This window comes from Pelobacter seleniigenes DSM 18267 (genome assembly GCF_000711225.1).
In the GTDB taxonomy this organism is placed as follows: domain Bacteria; phylum Desulfobacterota; class Desulfuromonadia; order Desulfuromonadales; family Geopsychrobacteraceae; genus Seleniibacterium; species Seleniibacterium seleniigenes.
In genome coordinates, this window is sequence record NZ_JOMG01000002.1 from 2,031,287 (window position 1) to 2,047,690 (window position 16,404).

Here is a 16,404-nt window from a genome sequence, read left to right on the forward strand (position 1 = left end):
AACAAGCTGACTGACCGCTGTCAGGGGAGGTGGGATGCCTGAACTCAAATCATCAGTGATTCAGAACCTGCGTCGCCGCTTGCATGAAATCATCTTTGAGGCGGATACCCCGGCGGGGAAACTCTTTGATGTCGTGCTGATCCTGAGTATTATTGCCAGTGTGCTGATCGTCATGATGGACAGTATTGCGACCCTGCACCTTGCCTACGGGCGTCTTTTCCACTATTGCGAGTGGTTTTTCACCCTCCTGTTTACCCTGGAATATCTCCTGCGCCTGGCCTGTATCGGGCGGCCGTTGCGCTATGCGGGCAGTTTTTACGGTGTTGTCGATTTGCTGTCGATCCTGCCGTCTTATGTCAGTCTTTTTTTACCCAGTGGGAAGTATTTCCTGGTGATCAGAATCCTGCGGTTGCTGCGGGTTTTTCGGGTGTTGAAGCTGGTGCAGTATGTCGGGGAGTCCAATTATCTGCAGCGGGCTCTGTGGGCCAGCCGAAGGAAAATTCTGGTATTCCTGTTTTCGGTATCGCTGCTGCTGATTATCTTCGGGGCCATTATGTATATCGTCGAAGGGCCGGAGCATGGTTTCAGCAGTATCCCGCGCTCGATTTACTGGGCGATCGTGACCATGACCACGGTCGGCTATGGTGACATTTCCCCGCAGACCGGAATCGGCCAGGCAATTGCCTCGATCATCATGATCGTCGGTTACGGGATTATTGCGATCCCGACCGGCATCGTAACCTCGGAGATGGTCTTCAAACAGAATATTTCGACCCAGGCCTGCCCGGAGTGCGGGGCCGAAGGACACGACCACCAAGCCATGTTCTGCAAGCAGTGTGGCGCCAAACTGAACCCGGAAGTCAGAGTTTAAACTGATTAATACGAATCTTCCACAAAGTCGGCTCCCCCTTTCTTAAAGGGGGGGATTCTTCTGTAGCGGAAGATCAGTGCTAATCAGGAAGTTTAATCAGTCGCTGAAATATGAAAATTCCCCCCAGGAGATCCTATTCGGGGATTTGATCGAGTTCTTCCCAGCGGCGGTAAGCTTCGGCCAAACGTGCTTCCGTTGCCGCAAGCTGTTCTTGAAATTGGATGATTTTGCTGCCGTTATTCCCTTTGTAAAGGTTCGGATCGGCTAACTGTTCATGGAGCTGTTGCTGCTCGGTTTCCAATTGATCGATCCGTTCCGGCAGTTCTTCCAGTTCCCTTTTTTCTTTGAAGCTTAATTTGCGCGGCCGCTCCTGGCGTGGTGCGGGTTTGACTTTCTTCTCTTTTTTGGCTTCTGTGGCAGGTTGCTGCAGAACGAGCCAATCGTCATAGCTACCGATAAATTCCTCAACCTCTCCCTGACCAGAAAAAATCAGCGAACTGGTGACAATATTGTCGAGAAAGCTGCGATCATGGCTGACCAGTAGCACAGTCCCCTTGAAATCGTGCAACAGCTCTTCCAGCAGGTCGAGGGTCTCCATGTCCAGATCGTTGGTCGGTTCGTCAAGGATCAGCAGATTGGCCGGCTGGGTAAAAAGTTTGGCCAGCAACAGACGATTTTTTTCTCCGCCGGAGAGGACCCGGACCGGTGTGCGTGCGCGTTCCGGGGTGAACAGGAAGTCTTGCAGGTAACCGTAAATATGGCGCGTCTGGCCGTTGATGATCACCTGGTCGTGATCGTCGGCAATGTTCTGCTTGACCGTTGCGTCTTCATCGAGCTGATTGCGCAACTGGTCAAAGTAGGCGATCTGCAGATTGGTTCCGTGACGCAAGCTGCCGGATGTCGGTTGCAGTTCTGCTGCTATCAGCTTGAGCAGGGTGGTCTTCCCGCTGCCGTTGGGACCGATCAGGCCCAGGCGGTCACCGCGCATGACTCGCAGGTTCAATCCGTTGATGATCGGTTGCTCGGCATAAGCGAAGGAGAGGTCCTTGGCTTCAAGAACCAGTTGGCCACTGCGCGGAGCCTCTTCCAACTGCAATTTGACCTTGCCGGTGCGCTCCCGGCGCTGGCGTCTTTCCTCGCGCATTTTCTGCAGGTCGCGAACCCGCCCCATGTTCCTGGTGCGGCGCGCTTTAATCCCTTTGCGAATCCAGACTTCCTCCTCGGCCAGCTTCTGATCAAACCGGGCCCAGGATTTTTCCTCGGCATGGAGGACATCCTGGCGGCGTTCCAGGTAGGTGGAGTAATCGCAACGAAAATCATGCAGCTGACCGCGATCCAGTTCCAGTATCCGGCTGGCCAGTCTGCGGGAAAAGGCTCGGTCGTGACTGATAAAGATCAAGGTTTTCCTGATCTTCAGCAGAAACTCCTCGAGCCAGCGGATCGCGTCGATATCGAGGTGGTTGGTCGGTTCGTCGAGCAGGATCAGTTCCGGATCCAGACTCATGGCCGCGGCCAATAAAACACGCCGTTTCTGGCCGCCGGAAAGAGCGGATACCTCGGCTTCACCATCCAGTTCAAGCAGACTGAGCGCCTGATCAATTTTGACCTCGGCGGCCAGAGGATCAGTTGTCACTGTGTCAACCTGCAGCCGCAGATAGTCGCGGATCTGCCCGCTCCAGTCGTCCGGAAACTCCTGGGGAACATAAGCGGTCTGCAGACCCTGGGACCTGATGATGTCACCGCTATCCGGCGGAACATCGCCGTTGATCAGGTGGAGTAAGCTCGATTTACCGGCTCCGTTGCGCCCCAATAGACAGATTCGCTCGCCGGAAGCAACCTGCAGGCTGACCTGATCAAGAAGTTTGGGTCCGCCAAAGGCAAGGGAGGCCTGATGAAGAGAAAAAATATTCATAAAGTCGTCAGATGTCTGTCACTGAAAAAGTTCTCTGCCGATTTCATCGGAACCGGCAGAGAACTCAGCTCAAAAAATCAGGAGAAGGGGAGTTTGGGCTGCACTTGGCACTTATTCATTGAATTCGTAAATGACCACTGTTGAGCGGCCTTTTTGAAACAGGGAACCTTGCTTGAATGACATCATCATGACGATTTCAGGCTGACCATCGTTGTCTGCATCAGCGACCGAAAAATCGACCAGATAGCCGTTTTGATCCGAGGTTCGCCAGGTCTCTTGGGGAGCAAAGCCGTTCCATTGCAGGGCAACAACCCGGCTTTTATCAAAATTACGATAGCCTTTAAATATCCGTGGTCCTTCATTCTGTGCGGTCAATAATTCCCCGGACGGAAGCAGCAGAATGCGTTTCTGGATATAGGTTGGCGTTTTCAGTTCAGTACTGTTTTGTTTTTGAACGGGATAAAAACTGGTCTCGGAACCACCGAAATTTTCGTTCGATTCCCAGAGATTATCCCCCTTCAAGGTTGAAATATTCAGGAAATCGCTGGTTGAAATATAGGCGAACAGTTCCTTTGTGTCAGTTCCGATAAAGGGCACAAAGCTGAAGACATTGATATTTTTAGGCACATTGAGCGGCCCTTTGGATGCCAATGAGTTTTCTTGGTATTGCAACTCGACCACCGGGGTCGAAAACGGATTTTCCCGGTCGCCAAAGAGCTGGCCTGCGAGAACCGTCCCTTTATCCGGGATACTGACAACCCGTAAGAACCAGCGGATACCGGTATCGGTTCTTTGGTAGGTCCCGTCTTTAAATTCAACGATTTGGGAGTTGACCTCGGCTCCACTGACACCACTTAGGAAAATTTCCGGAAAGCCGTCGTGATTCAGGTCCAAGCTGTCAGCACTTAACAATTTTATCCCGGTAGGAATGTCGATGGTCGCAATTTGTTGAAACTCACCCTGGGAGATTCTCGCGATCAACAGCTCGGATTCAAAGGCTATCGCGGTTTCCATTTTGCCGTCGTGGTCGAAATCCGCAACGGTAATGCCGACCGGGGTGCCCTCCAGGTTCGGTCCCATCCAGACTGCAGATTGATTTTGCTTGCTGTGAATGATTCCAGGAGCTTCCAGGCGCTCATCCCGTTCATCAAGTCCGACGCTGCCGAAGATATTACCAACCGCCTGGTTGAGAAGTGACTTCTTTTCCTGGCGGGGAGCATTCAGGGAAAACGGGTCATCTGCAGCTTGGCTTGATGGAGCTGTAATCATCGCTGACAGACTTCCTTCTGTGTACTGATAGCGTTTCAGTGGAATGTTTTCGTTATTGCTGACGACCAGAGTATTACCCGGCATTGAAAAGGTCAGGATCGGTTGGGTGGTGTCGGTATCTCCCAGCCAATTCAATTGCGGGAGACCATTCTCAAGTTCTTTACGCAATTGTTCCGGTACTGATTCGGTGATTCGGGACGGGACCTGCTCAAACCTTTTGACCTGGTCTCCTTTGTGTGGAGGAGCATTCGAACTTAGTAGTTTTGCATAGGAGTAACCGGATTTGACCCGGGTGACCTGCAGATATCCTTGAGCGACATCCAAGGTGCCGAGGATCTCTTTGGTGACCGGATGAATAACCTTTTCCCCTTCGCTGATCAGGGTCAGAATGTCGCCTTGCCGGATGCCACTGGTCACATCCAGATCAATCAGATACTCATCGCCGATGGGCATGATGACCACACCTGTCAGAGGGGCAAAGTCCTGTTTGATCTGTTGTGGGAACTCGGCGAAACTTGCTGTGGTTGACACGCAAAGCAGAATAAGGGCTGAAAAATAGATAAGAATACGCTTCATGATTGTTCCGTCCTGAAAAGAGAACCTCTGAATTCTATATTTTCAAAGGAATGGAGGGGGAGAACTTTGTCCCTCGACCATATTCGCAGCGACCAAAATAACGTGATCATATATCAACAGTAAAGGGGATGAAAGAGATATCCTGTTAAAACTTTTGCGGCTCGTAATGTAAATAGTGGGGTGAGGAGAATGGAGGGAAGGTAAACAACCGGGGTGGAGGGAACACGTACTTATATAAAAATATAAAAAGCCCGCTACTTTGGTAGCGGGCTTTTCAAGTCAAGCTTCTAAATAAAAATTAGAAGTTAACGAACAGACCTGCACCAGCGGTCAGGACGGTCGGATCAGAAGGCATGGTGCTGGTTTCGTCAGCAGAGATACCTTTGTACTCAACCTGAACACCGAGAGAGGTGTTAGCCATGACATTGTATTTCATGCCAAGAGCGACCAGGATTGCAGAGTCCAGAGCGGTGTTGCTGTCTTCTTCCGGCTCGGCGTAAGCGAGTGAACCGGACAGGGTCATGTCGTCGCTGGCTTTGAAGCTGGCATAGCCACGGACAGCCATGATACCGGTGTTGCCGGCGTAGCCAAGAGCGCTACCCAGGTCCCAAGGACGGCCCATACCGGCTTTTTCGTTGTCCAGGCCGGTGCCGAGGATGAACATGGAGTCCCAGCCACCGAATTCGTTACCGAGGCAGTAGTACTGAGCTTCGTCAGCTTTGTCGGTACCAAGAGCATAGTAGAGTTGGCCGCCAACAGTGAAGGCTTCGGATGCAGCAACAGAAGCGTCAACAAACAGTTGGGTGCCGATAGCATCAACATTTTCAGCAGCGTCACCGGTGAAGTATTCAAATTCAGCTTCGAGTTTAACAGCACTCAGGTCAAATTTGCCATTAGCACCGACAACAAAAACTTCTTCGCCGTTACCGGTTTGTCCTGCCAGGTAGCCTTCAACAGCAGTGGTGTCAGCTTTGAAGCCGGCTTTTGCACCAAAGTAGTAATCGTCAGAGTTGTAGTTGGCTTTTGAGCTGTAGACGGTTTTGGTGTTGATTTCGCTCCAGTTGTTGTCATTGATCATCCAGAACAAGGTGACCGGAACAGAACCTTTGATGTTCAGAACCAGACCGTTGTCTTGGGCGTCAAATGCGCTGTTGCCAAACTGGAGGAATTGTTGACCTGCACGCAGGTGGAACATCCCTTTGGTGATGTCAAGATGAGCGCGGTCCCATTGCATCGGACGATCAGTACCATCAACAAAACGGCCAGAACCGTAACCGGCTTGATCACCCCAAGCGGATTCAGTTTCATCAAAACGGAAGGTGACGCTGACGCCTTCTGCGATGTTGAATTTACCGCCGATACGCAGGCGCTGATCCATGAAGCTGCTGGTGTAGTCTTCGCTGGCGCGCTCGTCATCCAGGTACCAACCACGGACACGCATTTCACCGCCCAGGCTCAGGCGGTCTTCTGCCATAACAGGTGTTGCTACAGCAGCGATCGTCAGCAGGACGATCATGATTTTCAGAAATCTGCTCATTTTTTGTTACCTCCTAGGTAAGAAAATTTGCCGAACCATTCGGCGTGTGAAAATTAAATTCACGTCTGCTCAGGACATCCTTTAATTTTCATTTGCTGTGTTCTGCAATAAAAGCAAGCTCAGCCTTCCGGCTGGACATCAAATTCATATCCGCATGCAGGGCACTTGACCCTGATGGGTTCAACTTTTTTTGCACATCCGGCGACGGTGAGGGCCAGCATGACCAGCAGGGCTGTCGCAATAATTTTCGGCAATTTTAATGACTCCTGGTAAAACTTGATGATCAAACCAGATTGCACATCAATCAGGTAAATCCAGAGCATGGATTATGCCAAATAAAACTGTTTTATAATGAAAGTCCTCAAGTGCTTGAAATACAGTTTTTTTTTAACCGGCTATAGGTGAAGCAGTAGCCATTTGATTTTATTATGTTGTTTTACTGCAACACTGGTGTGTTGGCTCTTTGCCACAACCGGAAGGTTGTCTGTCCATTTTTGCCAACACTCTCTTGAAATCATGAAACCCGCCGGGCTGATGTAATAGCACAGGTCTTTTGCCCGGTGTGTTATTTTCCTGTTAGCATCTGCTGCAGCTGGGTTTTCAATGCCTTGTCGCCCAGCGGTGCACCGTCTCTGGCAACCAGAAAATTTTTATCAACCAGAATGACGCGTGGAATCGTATAAATATTCAATTCCCTGGCAATCGTCCCGGAATCGAGAACAGCCACATCAGGACTGCGGTATTTTTGATGGTTGAGGAAACGTTCAACTGTTGCTGCGGATTCCTGTACGAAAACTTCCACGTACTGAATCTGATGCTGATCAAGAAATGTATCGAGTTTCTTTATGTCTGCACTCTGCTCTTCACAGGCTGGACACCAGGTTGTCCCGATCTTTATAAGAATTGGTTTCCCCTCCAATTGCTTGAACTCAAAATCACCACCGGATAACAATTTTCCTGTCAATGCAGGAAATTGATCACCTTGCCGCAAGGCGAGAGCCAATGACGGCAATAGCAACAGCAAGTGCAGTACTAATATGATGATTTTTTGCCTTCCGGGCATTTGCATGAACCTTGGGACGGCAGAACCGGTCTGGTCATTTCAAAAATCAGTTTTCAAGCCGAAACAAGTATATTTCTTTGGTCTGCTTAGTCAAATAAAAAATTGCTAAAGAATAAGAAAAGTTAGCTGTGGCGGGGGGGCATTGCAGGGAGTTCTTGGCATATCGCGAAGTCAGTTCTGGGGGACTGTCACTGAACTGCCGCAAAAAGCAAGCGGTTTTGGCTTGGTGGAAGGGCGTTTGGGGCATCATACACGGGTGAGACTTCACCCGTGTATGATGAATTTTGTCGAACGATCAGTGTTGGGGCTGACAGATCTCGGTGAGTACGCCGCCGGTTGCTTTGGGATGGAGAAAGGCGATGAGGCTGCCGTGTGCGCCGAGCCGGGGTTTCTCATCGATCAAGCGGACTCCCTGTTCTTTCAGGTCGGCCAGTGCCGCCTCGATGTCAGCAACTTCATAGGCGACATGATGGACTCCCTGGCCGTTTTTTTCCAGGAATTTGGCAACTGGAGAGTCGGCAGCGGTCGGTTCCAGAAGCTCGATGCGGCTCTCTCCGACCAGGAGAAAAGCGACTTTGACTTTTTGTTCTGCGACGACTTCAGTCCCTTCGAAAGTCATCTTAAGCTGATCGCGATAGTAGGGGATTGCTGCTTCGAGATCATTAACGGCAATACCGATATGGTTGATTTTTTTAGTCATTGTGAAGCTCCAAAGCTAGTAATAAATGGGTATGAATTCAGTGTTAAGGTCCAAGATCAATAAATTATGAGGCCGTCTTCAATGTCTTTTAAATGCTTCTATCAGCCGGCGGGCTGCTACGCTGGGGGACGTTGTCCCGGCGGCGACGCCGGTCTGTACCCGGTCGAGCATACCAGCGACATTTTTATCGTTGCGGAACAAGTCTTTCAATCCGTCCATGACCAGTGCCCACATCCAGTCATTGGCCTGCAGGCTGCGCTTGGTTGCGAATTCACCATGCTCCTGCATGGTAGCAACAAATTTATTGATCATTTCCCAGATTTCATGGATTCCCTGATTATGCAGGGCACTGCAAAGCATGGCCGGAACCTGCCAGTGGGAGCTTTTGGGCTTGAGCAGATGCAGGGCATTTTCATATTGGCGGCGAGCCAGATCGGCCCGGGGTCGATTGTCGCCTTCCGCTTTATTGATGACGATGGCATCGGCAATTTCCATGACCCCTTTTTTGATTCCCTGCAGTTCGTCACCGGCATTGGCCAGTTGCAGGAGCAGGAAAAAATCGACCATGGAGGCGACGGTTATCTCGGATTGCCCCACTCCGACCGTTTCGATGACAATGACATCGTAACCGGCGGCTTCGCACAACAGCATGGTTTCCCGGGTCTTTCGGGCCACCCCGCCCAAAGTGTCACCGGAGGGTGAAGGGCGGATAAAAGCGTTTTTCTCACGGGCCAGCTCTTCCATGCGGGTCTTGTCGCCGAGGATGGAGCCGCCGGACAGTTGGGACGACGGATCAACGGCGAGGATCGCGATTTTGTGATCCTGCTTGATCAGGTTCATGCCGAACGCTTCAATAAAGGTGCTTTTGCCGACACCCGGAACTCCGGAGATACCGATTCTGATGGAGTTACCGGTATCCGGCATCAGTTCGTCGATCAGTTCGGCCGCCTTGCCACTATGCTCAGGATGACGGCTTTCGATCAGGGTGATGGCTTTGGCCAGGGCGCGCATGTTGCCGGCGCGGACGCCGGCTGCTAATTGACTAATATCAGACAAAATATGAACCCGTTAAGATATGTGTGCCGAGGAGAAAGCAGAAGCCGGAATCCTTGTTCTGGCGAATAATAAATTCCGGCTTCTGGATCTTCTTCTAGGGCATATTCCTGCAAACCCTGCGTTTATTTTCCTTCAATCGCATCCAGGGTCTGGCCGGCCGAGTAGACGATTGAGGTACCGGGGCCGAAAATTTTGCTGGCTCCGGCTGCGTACAGGGCATCGTAGTCCTGGTGGGGGATAACCCCGCCGCAAACAACGGCAATGTCTTCGGCTTCGAGTTTTTTGAGCTCTTCGACCAGCTGCGGAACCAAGGTCTTGTGGCCCGCGGCCAGGCTCGAAACACCGACCACATGGACGTCATTTTCAACGGCCATCTTGGCGGTTTCCTCCGGGGTCATGAAGAGCGGGCTGACATCGACGTCAAAGCCGGCGTCGGCGTAAGCAGTGGCAACCACTTTGGCACCGCGGTCATGGCCGTCCTGACCCATCTTGGCGATGAGGATCCGGGGGCGGCGACCTTCTTTGGCGGCAAAGGCGTCGACCCGTTTTTTCAATTCGGCAAAATCACTATCTTCACTCACGACCGATCCATATGCTCCTGAAACCAGTTTGATTTCCGCCCGGTGGCGACCGAAAACCTTTTCCATGGCATCGGAAATCTCTCCCACCGAAGCTCTCAGCCGGGCAGCGGCGACGCTCAGTTCAAGCAGGTTGCCTTCTCCACTTTCGCAGGCTGCGGTGAGGGCGTCAAGGGCCTGCTGACAGGCGGCTTCGTCACGGGATGCACGCATTTTCTCAAGGCGGGCGATCTGTGAGCGGCGAACCGCAGTGTTGTCGATATCGAGGACTTCAATCGGGTCTTCCTTGTCCAGCTTATATTTATTGACCCCGACGATGACATCGCGGCCGCTGTCGATGGCGGCCTGTTTTTTGGCAGCCGATTCCTCGATCCGCAGTTTGGGCATGCCCGATTCAATGGCCTTGGTCATACCGCCCAGCTCTTCGATTTCATCAAGGATTTTCTGTGCTTCCTCAATAAGCGAATTGGTCAGGGACTCAACATAGTAGGAACCGCCGAGGGGGTCGATAACGTTGCAGATCCCGGTTTCTTCCTGGATCACCAACTGAGTGTTCCGGGCGATTCGGGCACTGTGGTCGGTTGGCAGGGCGATGGCTTCATCCAGGGCGTTGGTGTGCAGCGACTGGGTTCCGCCAAGGACTGCAGCCATGGCCTCGATGGTGGTGCGGATGACGTTGTTGTAGGGATCCTGTTCGGTCAGCGACCAGCCAGAGGTCTGGCAATGGGTCCGCAGCATGGATGATTTGGGGTTCTTGGGGTTGAACTGAGCCATCAGTTTGGCCCACAGGAACCTGGCTGCCCGTAGTTTCGAGACTTCCATGAAAAAGTTCATGCCGATGGCGAAGAAGAAGGACAGGCGCGGGGCAAACGCATCGATGTCCAGCCCTTTGGCGATGGCGGCCTTGGCGTACTCAAGCCCGTCGGCCAGCGTGAAGGCCAACTCCAGTGCGGCATTGGCGCCAGCTTCCTGGATATGGTAGCCGGAGATGGAAATCGAGTTGAAGCGCGGCATGTTCTTGCTGGTGTATTCGATGATATCGCCGATAATGCGCATCGAAGGTGCCGGCGGATAAATATATGTATTGCGAACCATGAATTCTTTGAGGATGTCGTTCTGGATGGTTCCGGCCAGTTTTTCCTGGCTGACGCCCTGCTCTTCGGCAGCAACGATATAGTTGGCCATGATCGGCATGACCGCACCATTCATGGTCATGGACACGGAGACCTTGTCGAGGGGGATACTGTCAAAAAGAATCTTCATGTCTTCGACGGAGTCGATTGCGACCCCGGCTTTGCCGACATCACCGACAACGCGGGGATGGTCAGAATCGTAACCGCGGTGGGTTGCCAGGTCAAAGGCGACCGAAAGACCCTGCTGCCCTGCCGCGAGGTTACGTTTATAAAAGGCGTTGGACTCCTCGGCTGTAGAAAAACCGGCATATTGCCGAACCGTCCACGGCCGACCGGCATACATGGTTGCCATTGGGCCACGGACGAAAGGAGCCAGCCCGGGGAGGGTGTCGGCAGTTGCGAGTCCGGCAATGTCAGCCGCCGTGTACAGTGGCTTGACGGTAATTCCTTCCGGGGTGTCCCATTTGAAATTGGAAAGATCGTCTGTTTTCTTCTCTTTTTTCGCCTGTGCTTCCCAGTCGGCGAGAGTCTTCTTTTCAAAACTGCTCATGATATCAATGCCCTTCTTCTTTAAGTCTTCTGTTGCAACGCAGGTTGACAAGCGGATAAAAATCACTGGCGGGATTATATACGCAAACCGATTATTTTATGAATGCCGGTCAGTTCCTGAATTATGCCGGTCACAATTTTTTTTCAGCGTGTGACAATAGCCAGGACCTCGACGGTCGCTCCTTCTTTGAGCAGCAGGCGGTGCTTTACGGTTGAATCAAAATAGACAGCGTCCCCCTCTGTAAGGGTAAAGCGTTCATCGTCCAGAATGATTTCAGCGGTCCCTTTCAGGATCAGCAGGAATTCTTCGCCTTCGTGATTGTAGAGAGTCTCTTCCTTGGCCCGTTCGGTGACCGTGAGTAGAAACGGTTCCATCTTTTTGTTCTTTTTCCGAAAGGAGAGCGCCTCATAGGTGTACCCATGTCGGGTTCCGTCTTTGGAAATGACCCTGCTGACCACGCGACGCTCATCACGCCGCACAATTTCATAGCGGGTATTCCCTTCTCCTTCCTCAAAAAAATAACTCATTTTTACGTCAAAAAAACGAGCAATCTTAGAGAGGGTCGCGATGGGCGGAGAGACATTGTTATTTTCAATTTGAGAGATAAGCGCGGGTGAAAATCCGGTTTCGTTGGCTACATCCTGAAGGGTTAGTTTGCGCATTTTGCGCAGCCCTTTTATCTTCTGCCCAATATTGAATTCCATAATGAACCTGCGCGAAAATTTTAAAAATAAAAAGGTGTTCTGTTTAACGATGCTATAGCGAACATGAGGTCAAAAGTCAACCGCAATAATTTTATCATTATTAAAAATAGGACTTTGCACCAAGCTTGGATCTTTGGGTTCTTAGGAAGCTGTCGGGAAGCGCGGAGCGGGCGGTGGGGATCCTTGGGCGAGCCTGGGTCGGGCGATTCGGTGCAGCAAGGCGGGGGTCCTTTTCTTAAGCCTTACTTGAAATAGCTCCCGCCTGCTTGACTGGCCGATCCGAATGGCGCTCGTTTAAGCAACTTTGCAGTAAACTCAGGACTGTCCCCGGGGTCATCGGGGGCTGTCCCAAGAGTTTGCGAGCCATGAAATTGTAGCGGTTCGCACCGCAAAGACCTGGGACAGCCCCCGTGCGGGGACAGTCCCGGTTTTGCTGCCACCTCCTCTTAAACGAGCGCCATTCGGAGACGTCCCCCAAACAACAGGTTGGACATCACAAATATGCAGGCAGGTGGCAATGCTGCCCGGAGCAGCGGATTGTCTTTATTTGGCGCGGTTTTGGAGTGCTCCCAAAGCGTCGGTCCGGGGAATGAAAATGCCGGCCCGGCGGGGAGCTTTTCTTTTTGTGCGATCGATTTGTTGGCAGATAAAAAATCGCTTGACAATATTGGCGTGGCTATTATTATTACCCGTTGTTAGCACTCAAGCCATTCGAGTGCTAACAACGGGTTGAGACAACCGGCTCGTAGCGATGTCAGCCTCAGGCAGCTTCGCCTGGGCGCTTGTCGTTCGATTGAAAACTATAGCGGCCATTGGCCACATTAATGTAAGTGAAAGGAGAAATTCAGGATGAACATCAGACCGTTGCAAGATCGTATTATCGTGGAGCGTGTTGAAGAAGAGACCAAAACCGCAGGTGGTATCATTATTCCCGACACCGTCTCCAAAGAAAAGCCCCAGGAAGGTAAAGTGATCGCCGCAGGAAAAGGCAAAGTCACTGCTGAAGGTAAGGTTCTGCCCCTGGATGTCAAAGAGGGTGACCGCGTTCTGTTCGGCAAATACGCCGGCAGCGAAATCAAGATCGACGGCAAAGAATATCTGATCATGCGTGAAGACGATATTCTCGGAATCGTAGAATAAATATCAATTTCTGTCGATTGGGGCTGCCGCAGCGCTGGCGGCCTGACTCAAATCAAAAAAAGATCAGACAGATATTTAACCGAATCAGAACCGTCATAAGAAAACGGAGGATTTAAATACCATGGCAAAAGAGATTTTATTTTCCCAAGATGCACGCGCCAAGATTCTTGACGGCGTCAACACCCTCGCGGATGCGGTCAAAGTGACCCTGGGTCCCAAGGGCCGGAATGTTGTTATTGAAAAATCGTTCGGTGCGCCCCTGATCACCAAGGACGGCGTCACTGTCGCCAAAGAAATCGAACTGGAAGACAAGTTCGAAAACATGGGTGCCCAACTGGTTAAAGAAGTTGCTTCCAAAACGTCTGACGTCGCCGGTGACGGCACCACCACGGCAACTGTGCTGGCCCAAGCCATTTATCAGGAAGGCGTTAAACTGGTCACCGCCGGCCACAGCCCGATGGAAATCAAGCGCGGGATCGACAAAGCTGTGGTTGCTGCGGTTGAGGCCCTGCAGGGTTTGTCTAATCCTGTCCAGGACCACAAAGAGATCGCCCAGGTTGGCACCATCTCCGCCAACAGCGACGAAACCATCGGTAACATTATTGCCGAAGCAATGGAAAAAGTCGGCAAAGAAGGGGTTATCACCGTCGAAGAAGCCAAATCGATGGAAACCTCTCTTGAAACCGTTGAAGGGATGCAGTTTGACCGCGGTTATCTGTCACCCTACTTCGTGTCCGATGCAGAGCGGATGGAATGTGCTCTTGACGATCCGTTGATTCTTATCTACGACAAGAAAATCAGCACCATGAAAGACCTGCTGCCCGTGCTTGAGCCGGTCGCCAAGCAGGGCCGTCCGTTGCTGATCATCTCCGAAGATGTCGATGGCGAAGCGCTGGCAACCCTGGTTGTTAACAAACTGCGTGGGACCATCAACGTCTGCGCCGTTAAAGCTCCCGGCTTCGGCGATCGTCGCAAAGCAATGCTCGAAGATATCGCTGTTCTCACCGGCGGCCAGGTGATTTCGGAAGAAGTCGGCTTCAAACTGGAGAACGCAACCATCGATATGCTCGGAACTGCAAAGCGTGTTGTCGTTGACAAAGAAAACACCACCATTATCGACGGTGCCGGTGACGAAGTTGCCATCGAAGGCCGCGTTAAAGTGATTCGTGGCCAGATCGAAGAAACCAGCAGCGATTACGACCGTGAAAAACTGCAAGAGCGTCTTGCTAAACTGGTCGGCGGCGTTGCCGTGGTTAAAGTCGGTGCTGCAACTGAAACTGAAATGAAAGAGAAAAAAGCTCGGGTTGAAGATGCCCTGCACGCAACTCGCGCCGCAGTGGAAGAAGGCATCGTCCCTGGTGGCGGTGTTGCCCTGATCCGCTGCCTGCCGGCAGTCAAAAAGCTTGACCTCCCAGGCGAGCAGCAATTCGGTGTCCAACTGGTGCTGCGTGCCCTCGAAGCACCGCTGCGGCAGATTGCCAAGAACGCTGGCGTTGAAGGCGCTATCGTTGCCGACAAGGTGCTCAATGGTGAAAAAGCTTTCGGCTTTAACGCTGCATCTGACGAATACTGCGACATGCTCAAAGCCGGGATCATTGATCCGACCAAAGTGACCCGCAGTGCCCTGCAAAACGCTGCTTCGGTTGCCGGTCTGATGCTGACCACCGAAGCCATGATCGCTGACAAGCCGGAAGAACATGCTGCACCGGCAATGCCTGGCGGCATGGGTGGCATGGGCGGCATGGGCGGCATGATGTAATTCAGCCGGTCAACGCCTGAACCTCGAAGCCCTGTCGGAGAATTCCGACAGGGCTTTTTTTATACGATCAACTAAATTTGACGTAGAGTTGTGTCCCGGAGGCTATTGGGATCGTTGCGGCGCTGTCCCTATCGGGGGCCGGATTGATTAACAGAGAATATATAATTGAGACTGTTCTCGCGGTAGCGGCTTGACCAGCAGGACCTCTTCGCCGGCGTCCGTCAGGCAGAGGACGGCAACACTGTTTTCCTCTTTGCCTTTTCCGTAAGAGGCCACAATGGCCGCCGCCGTACTCAGTGCGGCACTGTCCGCCGGACCGCTGACCAGGCCGAGGGGGCCGCTGAAATCTTTGCAGCGCAGTTTGCTGTGCTCAGGTTTGGCCAACGCCTGCAGGCGGTCATTGTCTGCTTGATTACGCCCCAGAATCAGCTTGACCGTTTCCGTCAGCCGAAACTGGCGGCCGGCTTTGAGCAGCTCGACATCATTAACCGTTGCCGTGGGATCATGTTCAAGCAGGTCGCGCAGCTGGTTGGAAAAACCCTCTTCAGTCAGCAGGCAGCCGCCGGCCGAAGGCGGGTAATTGTGATATCCCCATTCTTTAGCCAGTGCCTGCTGTCGCTTGCGCGACCGGCCCTGGATATCCAGCAGTTGCTCCCGGTCGACCAGTCCTTCCCGTTCCATTGGGGTTTCCGGGAGTAGTTTGGCGCTCAATGGGCGCAGGACCCGTTCCGCATAGCTGGAGAGGTTAGCCACCGAGCGCAGGGCATTGGCGTTTTGACTCATGGGCCGTTGCCCGAGTACTTCTCCGGAAAAGAGAAAGTCGTAGCCGCCCTGCTGCATCCGTTCGCCAGCCAGGCGGAACATCAGGGCATGGCAGTCGATACAAGGGTTCATGTTCCTGCCGTAGCCGTAGCGAGGCGTTTTGACCATGTGCAGGTGAATATCGCTGATATCTTCGATAATCAGTTCGAAGCCGATCAGCTGTGCGGCCTGGCGGGCTTTTTCGGCATTGAAAAACGGGGTGACGAAAGAAATGCCCGTGACCTCGACCCCTTGCCGCATCAAAGTCATTGCGGCGAGAGTGCTGTCCAGGCCGCCGGACATTAATCCTAGTGCTTTGCTCATCTTTGTTCTCCCAAAAAACATTATCGTTTTGTGCGACTATCACGGCAATCTAGCACAGGCCAGACGCTCTGTTCAATCGCAGAAGTGGTAGGCGGGAAGGGGGATTGAATCCCAGCAGCAGAGGCATTTGGGCCGTTCGATGTCAGCTATGAGGGGATCGGTCCAACTGCCTGACCGGGAAAGGCGGCTTATCCTGTGACATTTTCCAAGGGGTAGTAGCAGGTGTTGAAGAACAGCCTGCGGAGCCCGTGGATGGACTTTTTCAACAGCCTGGAAGTGGTGCGGTAGGGATTTGCAACAGGCCTTTTCAATGCCGCTGGCAGATTGCTAACGCTGATGATGAGCAGGCCGGGGCCGCTGCAATAGCGAAAGGGCCACCTGCCTGCCATGATTCATCGCCCGGGTGATGCACCTCGCCGTGTCTGTCGAAG

Annotated in this window: 14 protein-coding genes; 4 read left to right on the top strand and 10 right to left on the bottom strand. The window is 52.3% G+C overall.

Features of this window, described 5'->3' with window-relative positions; translation table 11 throughout:
• The first annotated feature begins 34 nt into the window (after positions 1 to 34).
• Positions 35 to 871: an ion transporter gene (locus tag N909_RS0112075; RefSeq protein ID WP_029915401.1), complete on the top strand. Its 837-nt coding sequence runs from the start codon at positions 35 to 37 to the stop codon at positions 869 to 871.
• Positions 872 to 1,004: 133 nt separating this feature from the next.
• Here N909_RS0112075 and N909_RS0112080 read toward each other — a convergent pair whose 3' ends face one another.
• The 9 genes from N909_RS0112080 to N909_RS0112120 form a co-directional block, all read right to left on the bottom strand.
• Positions 1,005 to 2,783 carry an ATP-binding cassette domain-containing protein gene (locus N909_RS0112080; protein WP_029915402.1) on the bottom strand — a complete coding sequence of 593 codons (1,779 nt, stop codon included), beginning with the start codon at positions 2,781 to 2,783 and terminating at the stop codon, positions 1,005 to 1,007.
• Positions 2,784 to 2,894: 111 nt separating this feature from the next.
• Positions 2,895 to 4,628, bottom strand: coding sequence for an FG-GAP repeat domain-containing protein (locus N909_RS0112085; RefSeq protein ID WP_029915404.1), 1,734 nt, complete (start codon positions 4,626 to 4,628; stop codon positions 2,895 to 2,897).
• Positions 4,629 to 4,926: 298 nt separating this feature from the next.
• Entirely contained in the window at positions 4,927 to 6,165 is a 1,239-nt protein-coding gene (locus N909_RS0112090) for a hypothetical protein (RefSeq protein ID WP_029915406.1), read from the bottom strand.
• 119 nt (positions 6,166 to 6,284) lie between these two features.
• Positions 6,285 to 6,488: a hypothetical protein gene (locus N909_RS0112095; protein WP_029915408.1), complete on the bottom strand. Its 204-nt coding sequence runs from the start codon at positions 6,486 to 6,488 to the stop codon at positions 6,285 to 6,287.
• 242 nt (positions 6,489 to 6,730) lie between these two features.
• Positions 6,731 to 7,228 carry a TlpA family protein disulfide reductase gene (locus N909_RS0112100; protein ID WP_029915410.1) on the bottom strand — a complete coding sequence of 166 codons (498 nt, stop codon included), beginning with the start codon at positions 7,226 to 7,228 and terminating at the stop codon, positions 6,731 to 6,733.
• 295 nt (positions 7,229 to 7,523) lie between these two features.
• Positions 7,524 to 7,928, bottom strand: coding sequence for a methylmalonyl-CoA epimerase (mce, locus tag N909_RS0112105; protein ID WP_029915411.1), 405 nt, complete (start codon positions 7,926 to 7,928; stop codon positions 7,524 to 7,526).
• A gap of 78 nt (positions 7,929 to 8,006) precedes the next feature.
• Positions 8,007 to 8,984 carry a methylmalonyl Co-A mutase-associated GTPase MeaB gene (meaB, locus tag N909_RS0112110; protein ID WP_029915413.1) on the bottom strand — a complete coding sequence of 326 codons (978 nt, stop codon included), beginning with the start codon at positions 8,982 to 8,984 and terminating at the stop codon, positions 8,007 to 8,009.
• Positions 8,985 to 9,106: 122 nt separating this feature from the next.
• Positions 9,107 to 11,245 carry a methylmalonyl-CoA mutase gene (gene scpA, locus N909_RS0112115; protein ID WP_029915415.1) on the bottom strand — a complete coding sequence of 713 codons (2,139 nt, stop codon included), beginning with the start codon at positions 11,243 to 11,245 and terminating at the stop codon, positions 9,107 to 9,109.
• Positions 11,246 to 11,388: 143 nt separating this feature from the next.
• The gene (locus tag N909_RS0112120) at positions 11,389 to 11,952 is read right to left on the bottom strand and encodes a cupin domain-containing protein (protein ID WP_029915417.1); all 564 of its coding nucleotides are present in this window, start codon (positions 11,950 to 11,952) and stop codon (positions 11,389 to 11,391) included.
• Positions 11,953 to 12,486: 534 nt separating this feature from the next.
• Here N909_RS0112120 and N909_RS25905 point away from each other — a divergent pair.
• The 3 genes from N909_RS25905 to groL all read left to right on the top strand — a co-directional run bounded on the left by N909_RS25905 (position 12,487) and on the right by groL (position 14,848).
• A complete protein-coding gene (locus tag N909_RS25905) occupies positions 12,487 to 12,648 on the top strand; it encodes a hypothetical protein (protein WP_162179120.1) in 162 nt (53 codons plus the stop codon).
• A 150-nt stretch (positions 12,649 to 12,798) separates the two neighbouring features.
• Positions 12,799 to 13,089, top strand: a complete 291-nt coding sequence (gene groES, locus N909_RS0112130; RefSeq protein ID WP_029915422.1) for a co-chaperone GroES — start codon at positions 12,799 to 12,801, stop codon at positions 13,087 to 13,089.
• Positions 13,090 to 13,210: 121 nt separating this feature from the next.
• A complete protein-coding gene (gene groL, locus N909_RS0112135; protein ID WP_029915424.1) occupies positions 13,211 to 14,848 on the top strand; it encodes a chaperonin GroEL in 1,638 nt (545 codons plus the stop codon).
• 147 nt (positions 14,849 to 14,995) lie between these two features.
• Here the strand turns inward: groL and N909_RS0112140 are convergent, their stop codons facing one another.
• Positions 14,996 to 15,973 (bottom strand): thiamine biosynthesis protein, encoded by a 978-nt coding sequence (locus N909_RS0112140; protein ID WP_036683128.1) that lies wholly within the window; start codon positions 15,971 to 15,973, stop codon positions 14,996 to 14,998.
• Positions 15,974 to 16,404 lie beyond the last annotated feature (431 nt).

What these genes read in the sequence shown, in the direction of transcription:
- N909_RS0112075 (WP_029915401.1), top strand. Translation starts at nt 35, where the DNA reads ATGCCTGAACTCAAATCATCAGTGATTCAGAACCTGCGTCGCCGCTTG.
- N909_RS0112080 (WP_029915402.1), bottom strand. Translation starts at nt 2,783, where the DNA reads ATGAATATTTTTTCTCTTCATCAGGCCTCCCTTGCCTTTGGCGGACCC.
- N909_RS0112085 (WP_029915404.1), bottom strand. Translation starts at nt 4,628, where the DNA reads ATGAAGCGTATTCTTATCTATTTTTCAGCCCTTATTCTGCTTTGCGTG.
- N909_RS0112090 (WP_029915406.1), bottom strand. Translation starts at nt 6,165, where the DNA reads ATGAGCAGATTTCTGAAAATCATGATCGTCCTGCTGACGATCGCTGCT.
- N909_RS0112095 (WP_029915408.1), bottom strand. Translation starts at nt 6,488, where the DNA reads ATGCTCTGGATTTACCTGATTGATGTGCAATCTGGTTTGATCATCAAG.
- N909_RS0112100 (WP_029915410.1), bottom strand. Translation starts at nt 7,228, where the DNA reads ATGCCCGGAAGGCAAAAAATCATCATATTAGTACTGCACTTGCTGTTG.
- mce (WP_029915411.1), bottom strand. Translation starts at nt 7,928, where the DNA reads ATGACTAAAAAAATCAACCATATCGGTATTGCCGTTAATGATCTCGAA.
- scpA (WP_029915415.1), bottom strand. Translation starts at nt 11,245, where the DNA reads ATGAGCAGTTTTGAAAAGAAGACTCTCGCCGACTGGGAAGCACAGGCG.
- groES (WP_029915422.1), top strand. Translation starts at nt 12,799, where the DNA reads ATGAACATCAGACCGTTGCAAGATCGTATTATCGTGGAGCGTGTTGAA.
- groL (WP_029915424.1), top strand. Translation starts at nt 13,211, where the DNA reads ATGGCAAAAGAGATTTTATTTTCCCAAGATGCACGCGCCAAGATTCTT.
- N909_RS0112140 (WP_036683128.1), bottom strand. Translation starts at nt 15,973, where the DNA reads ATGAGCAAAGCACTAGGATTAATGTCCGGCGGCCTGGACAGCACTCTC.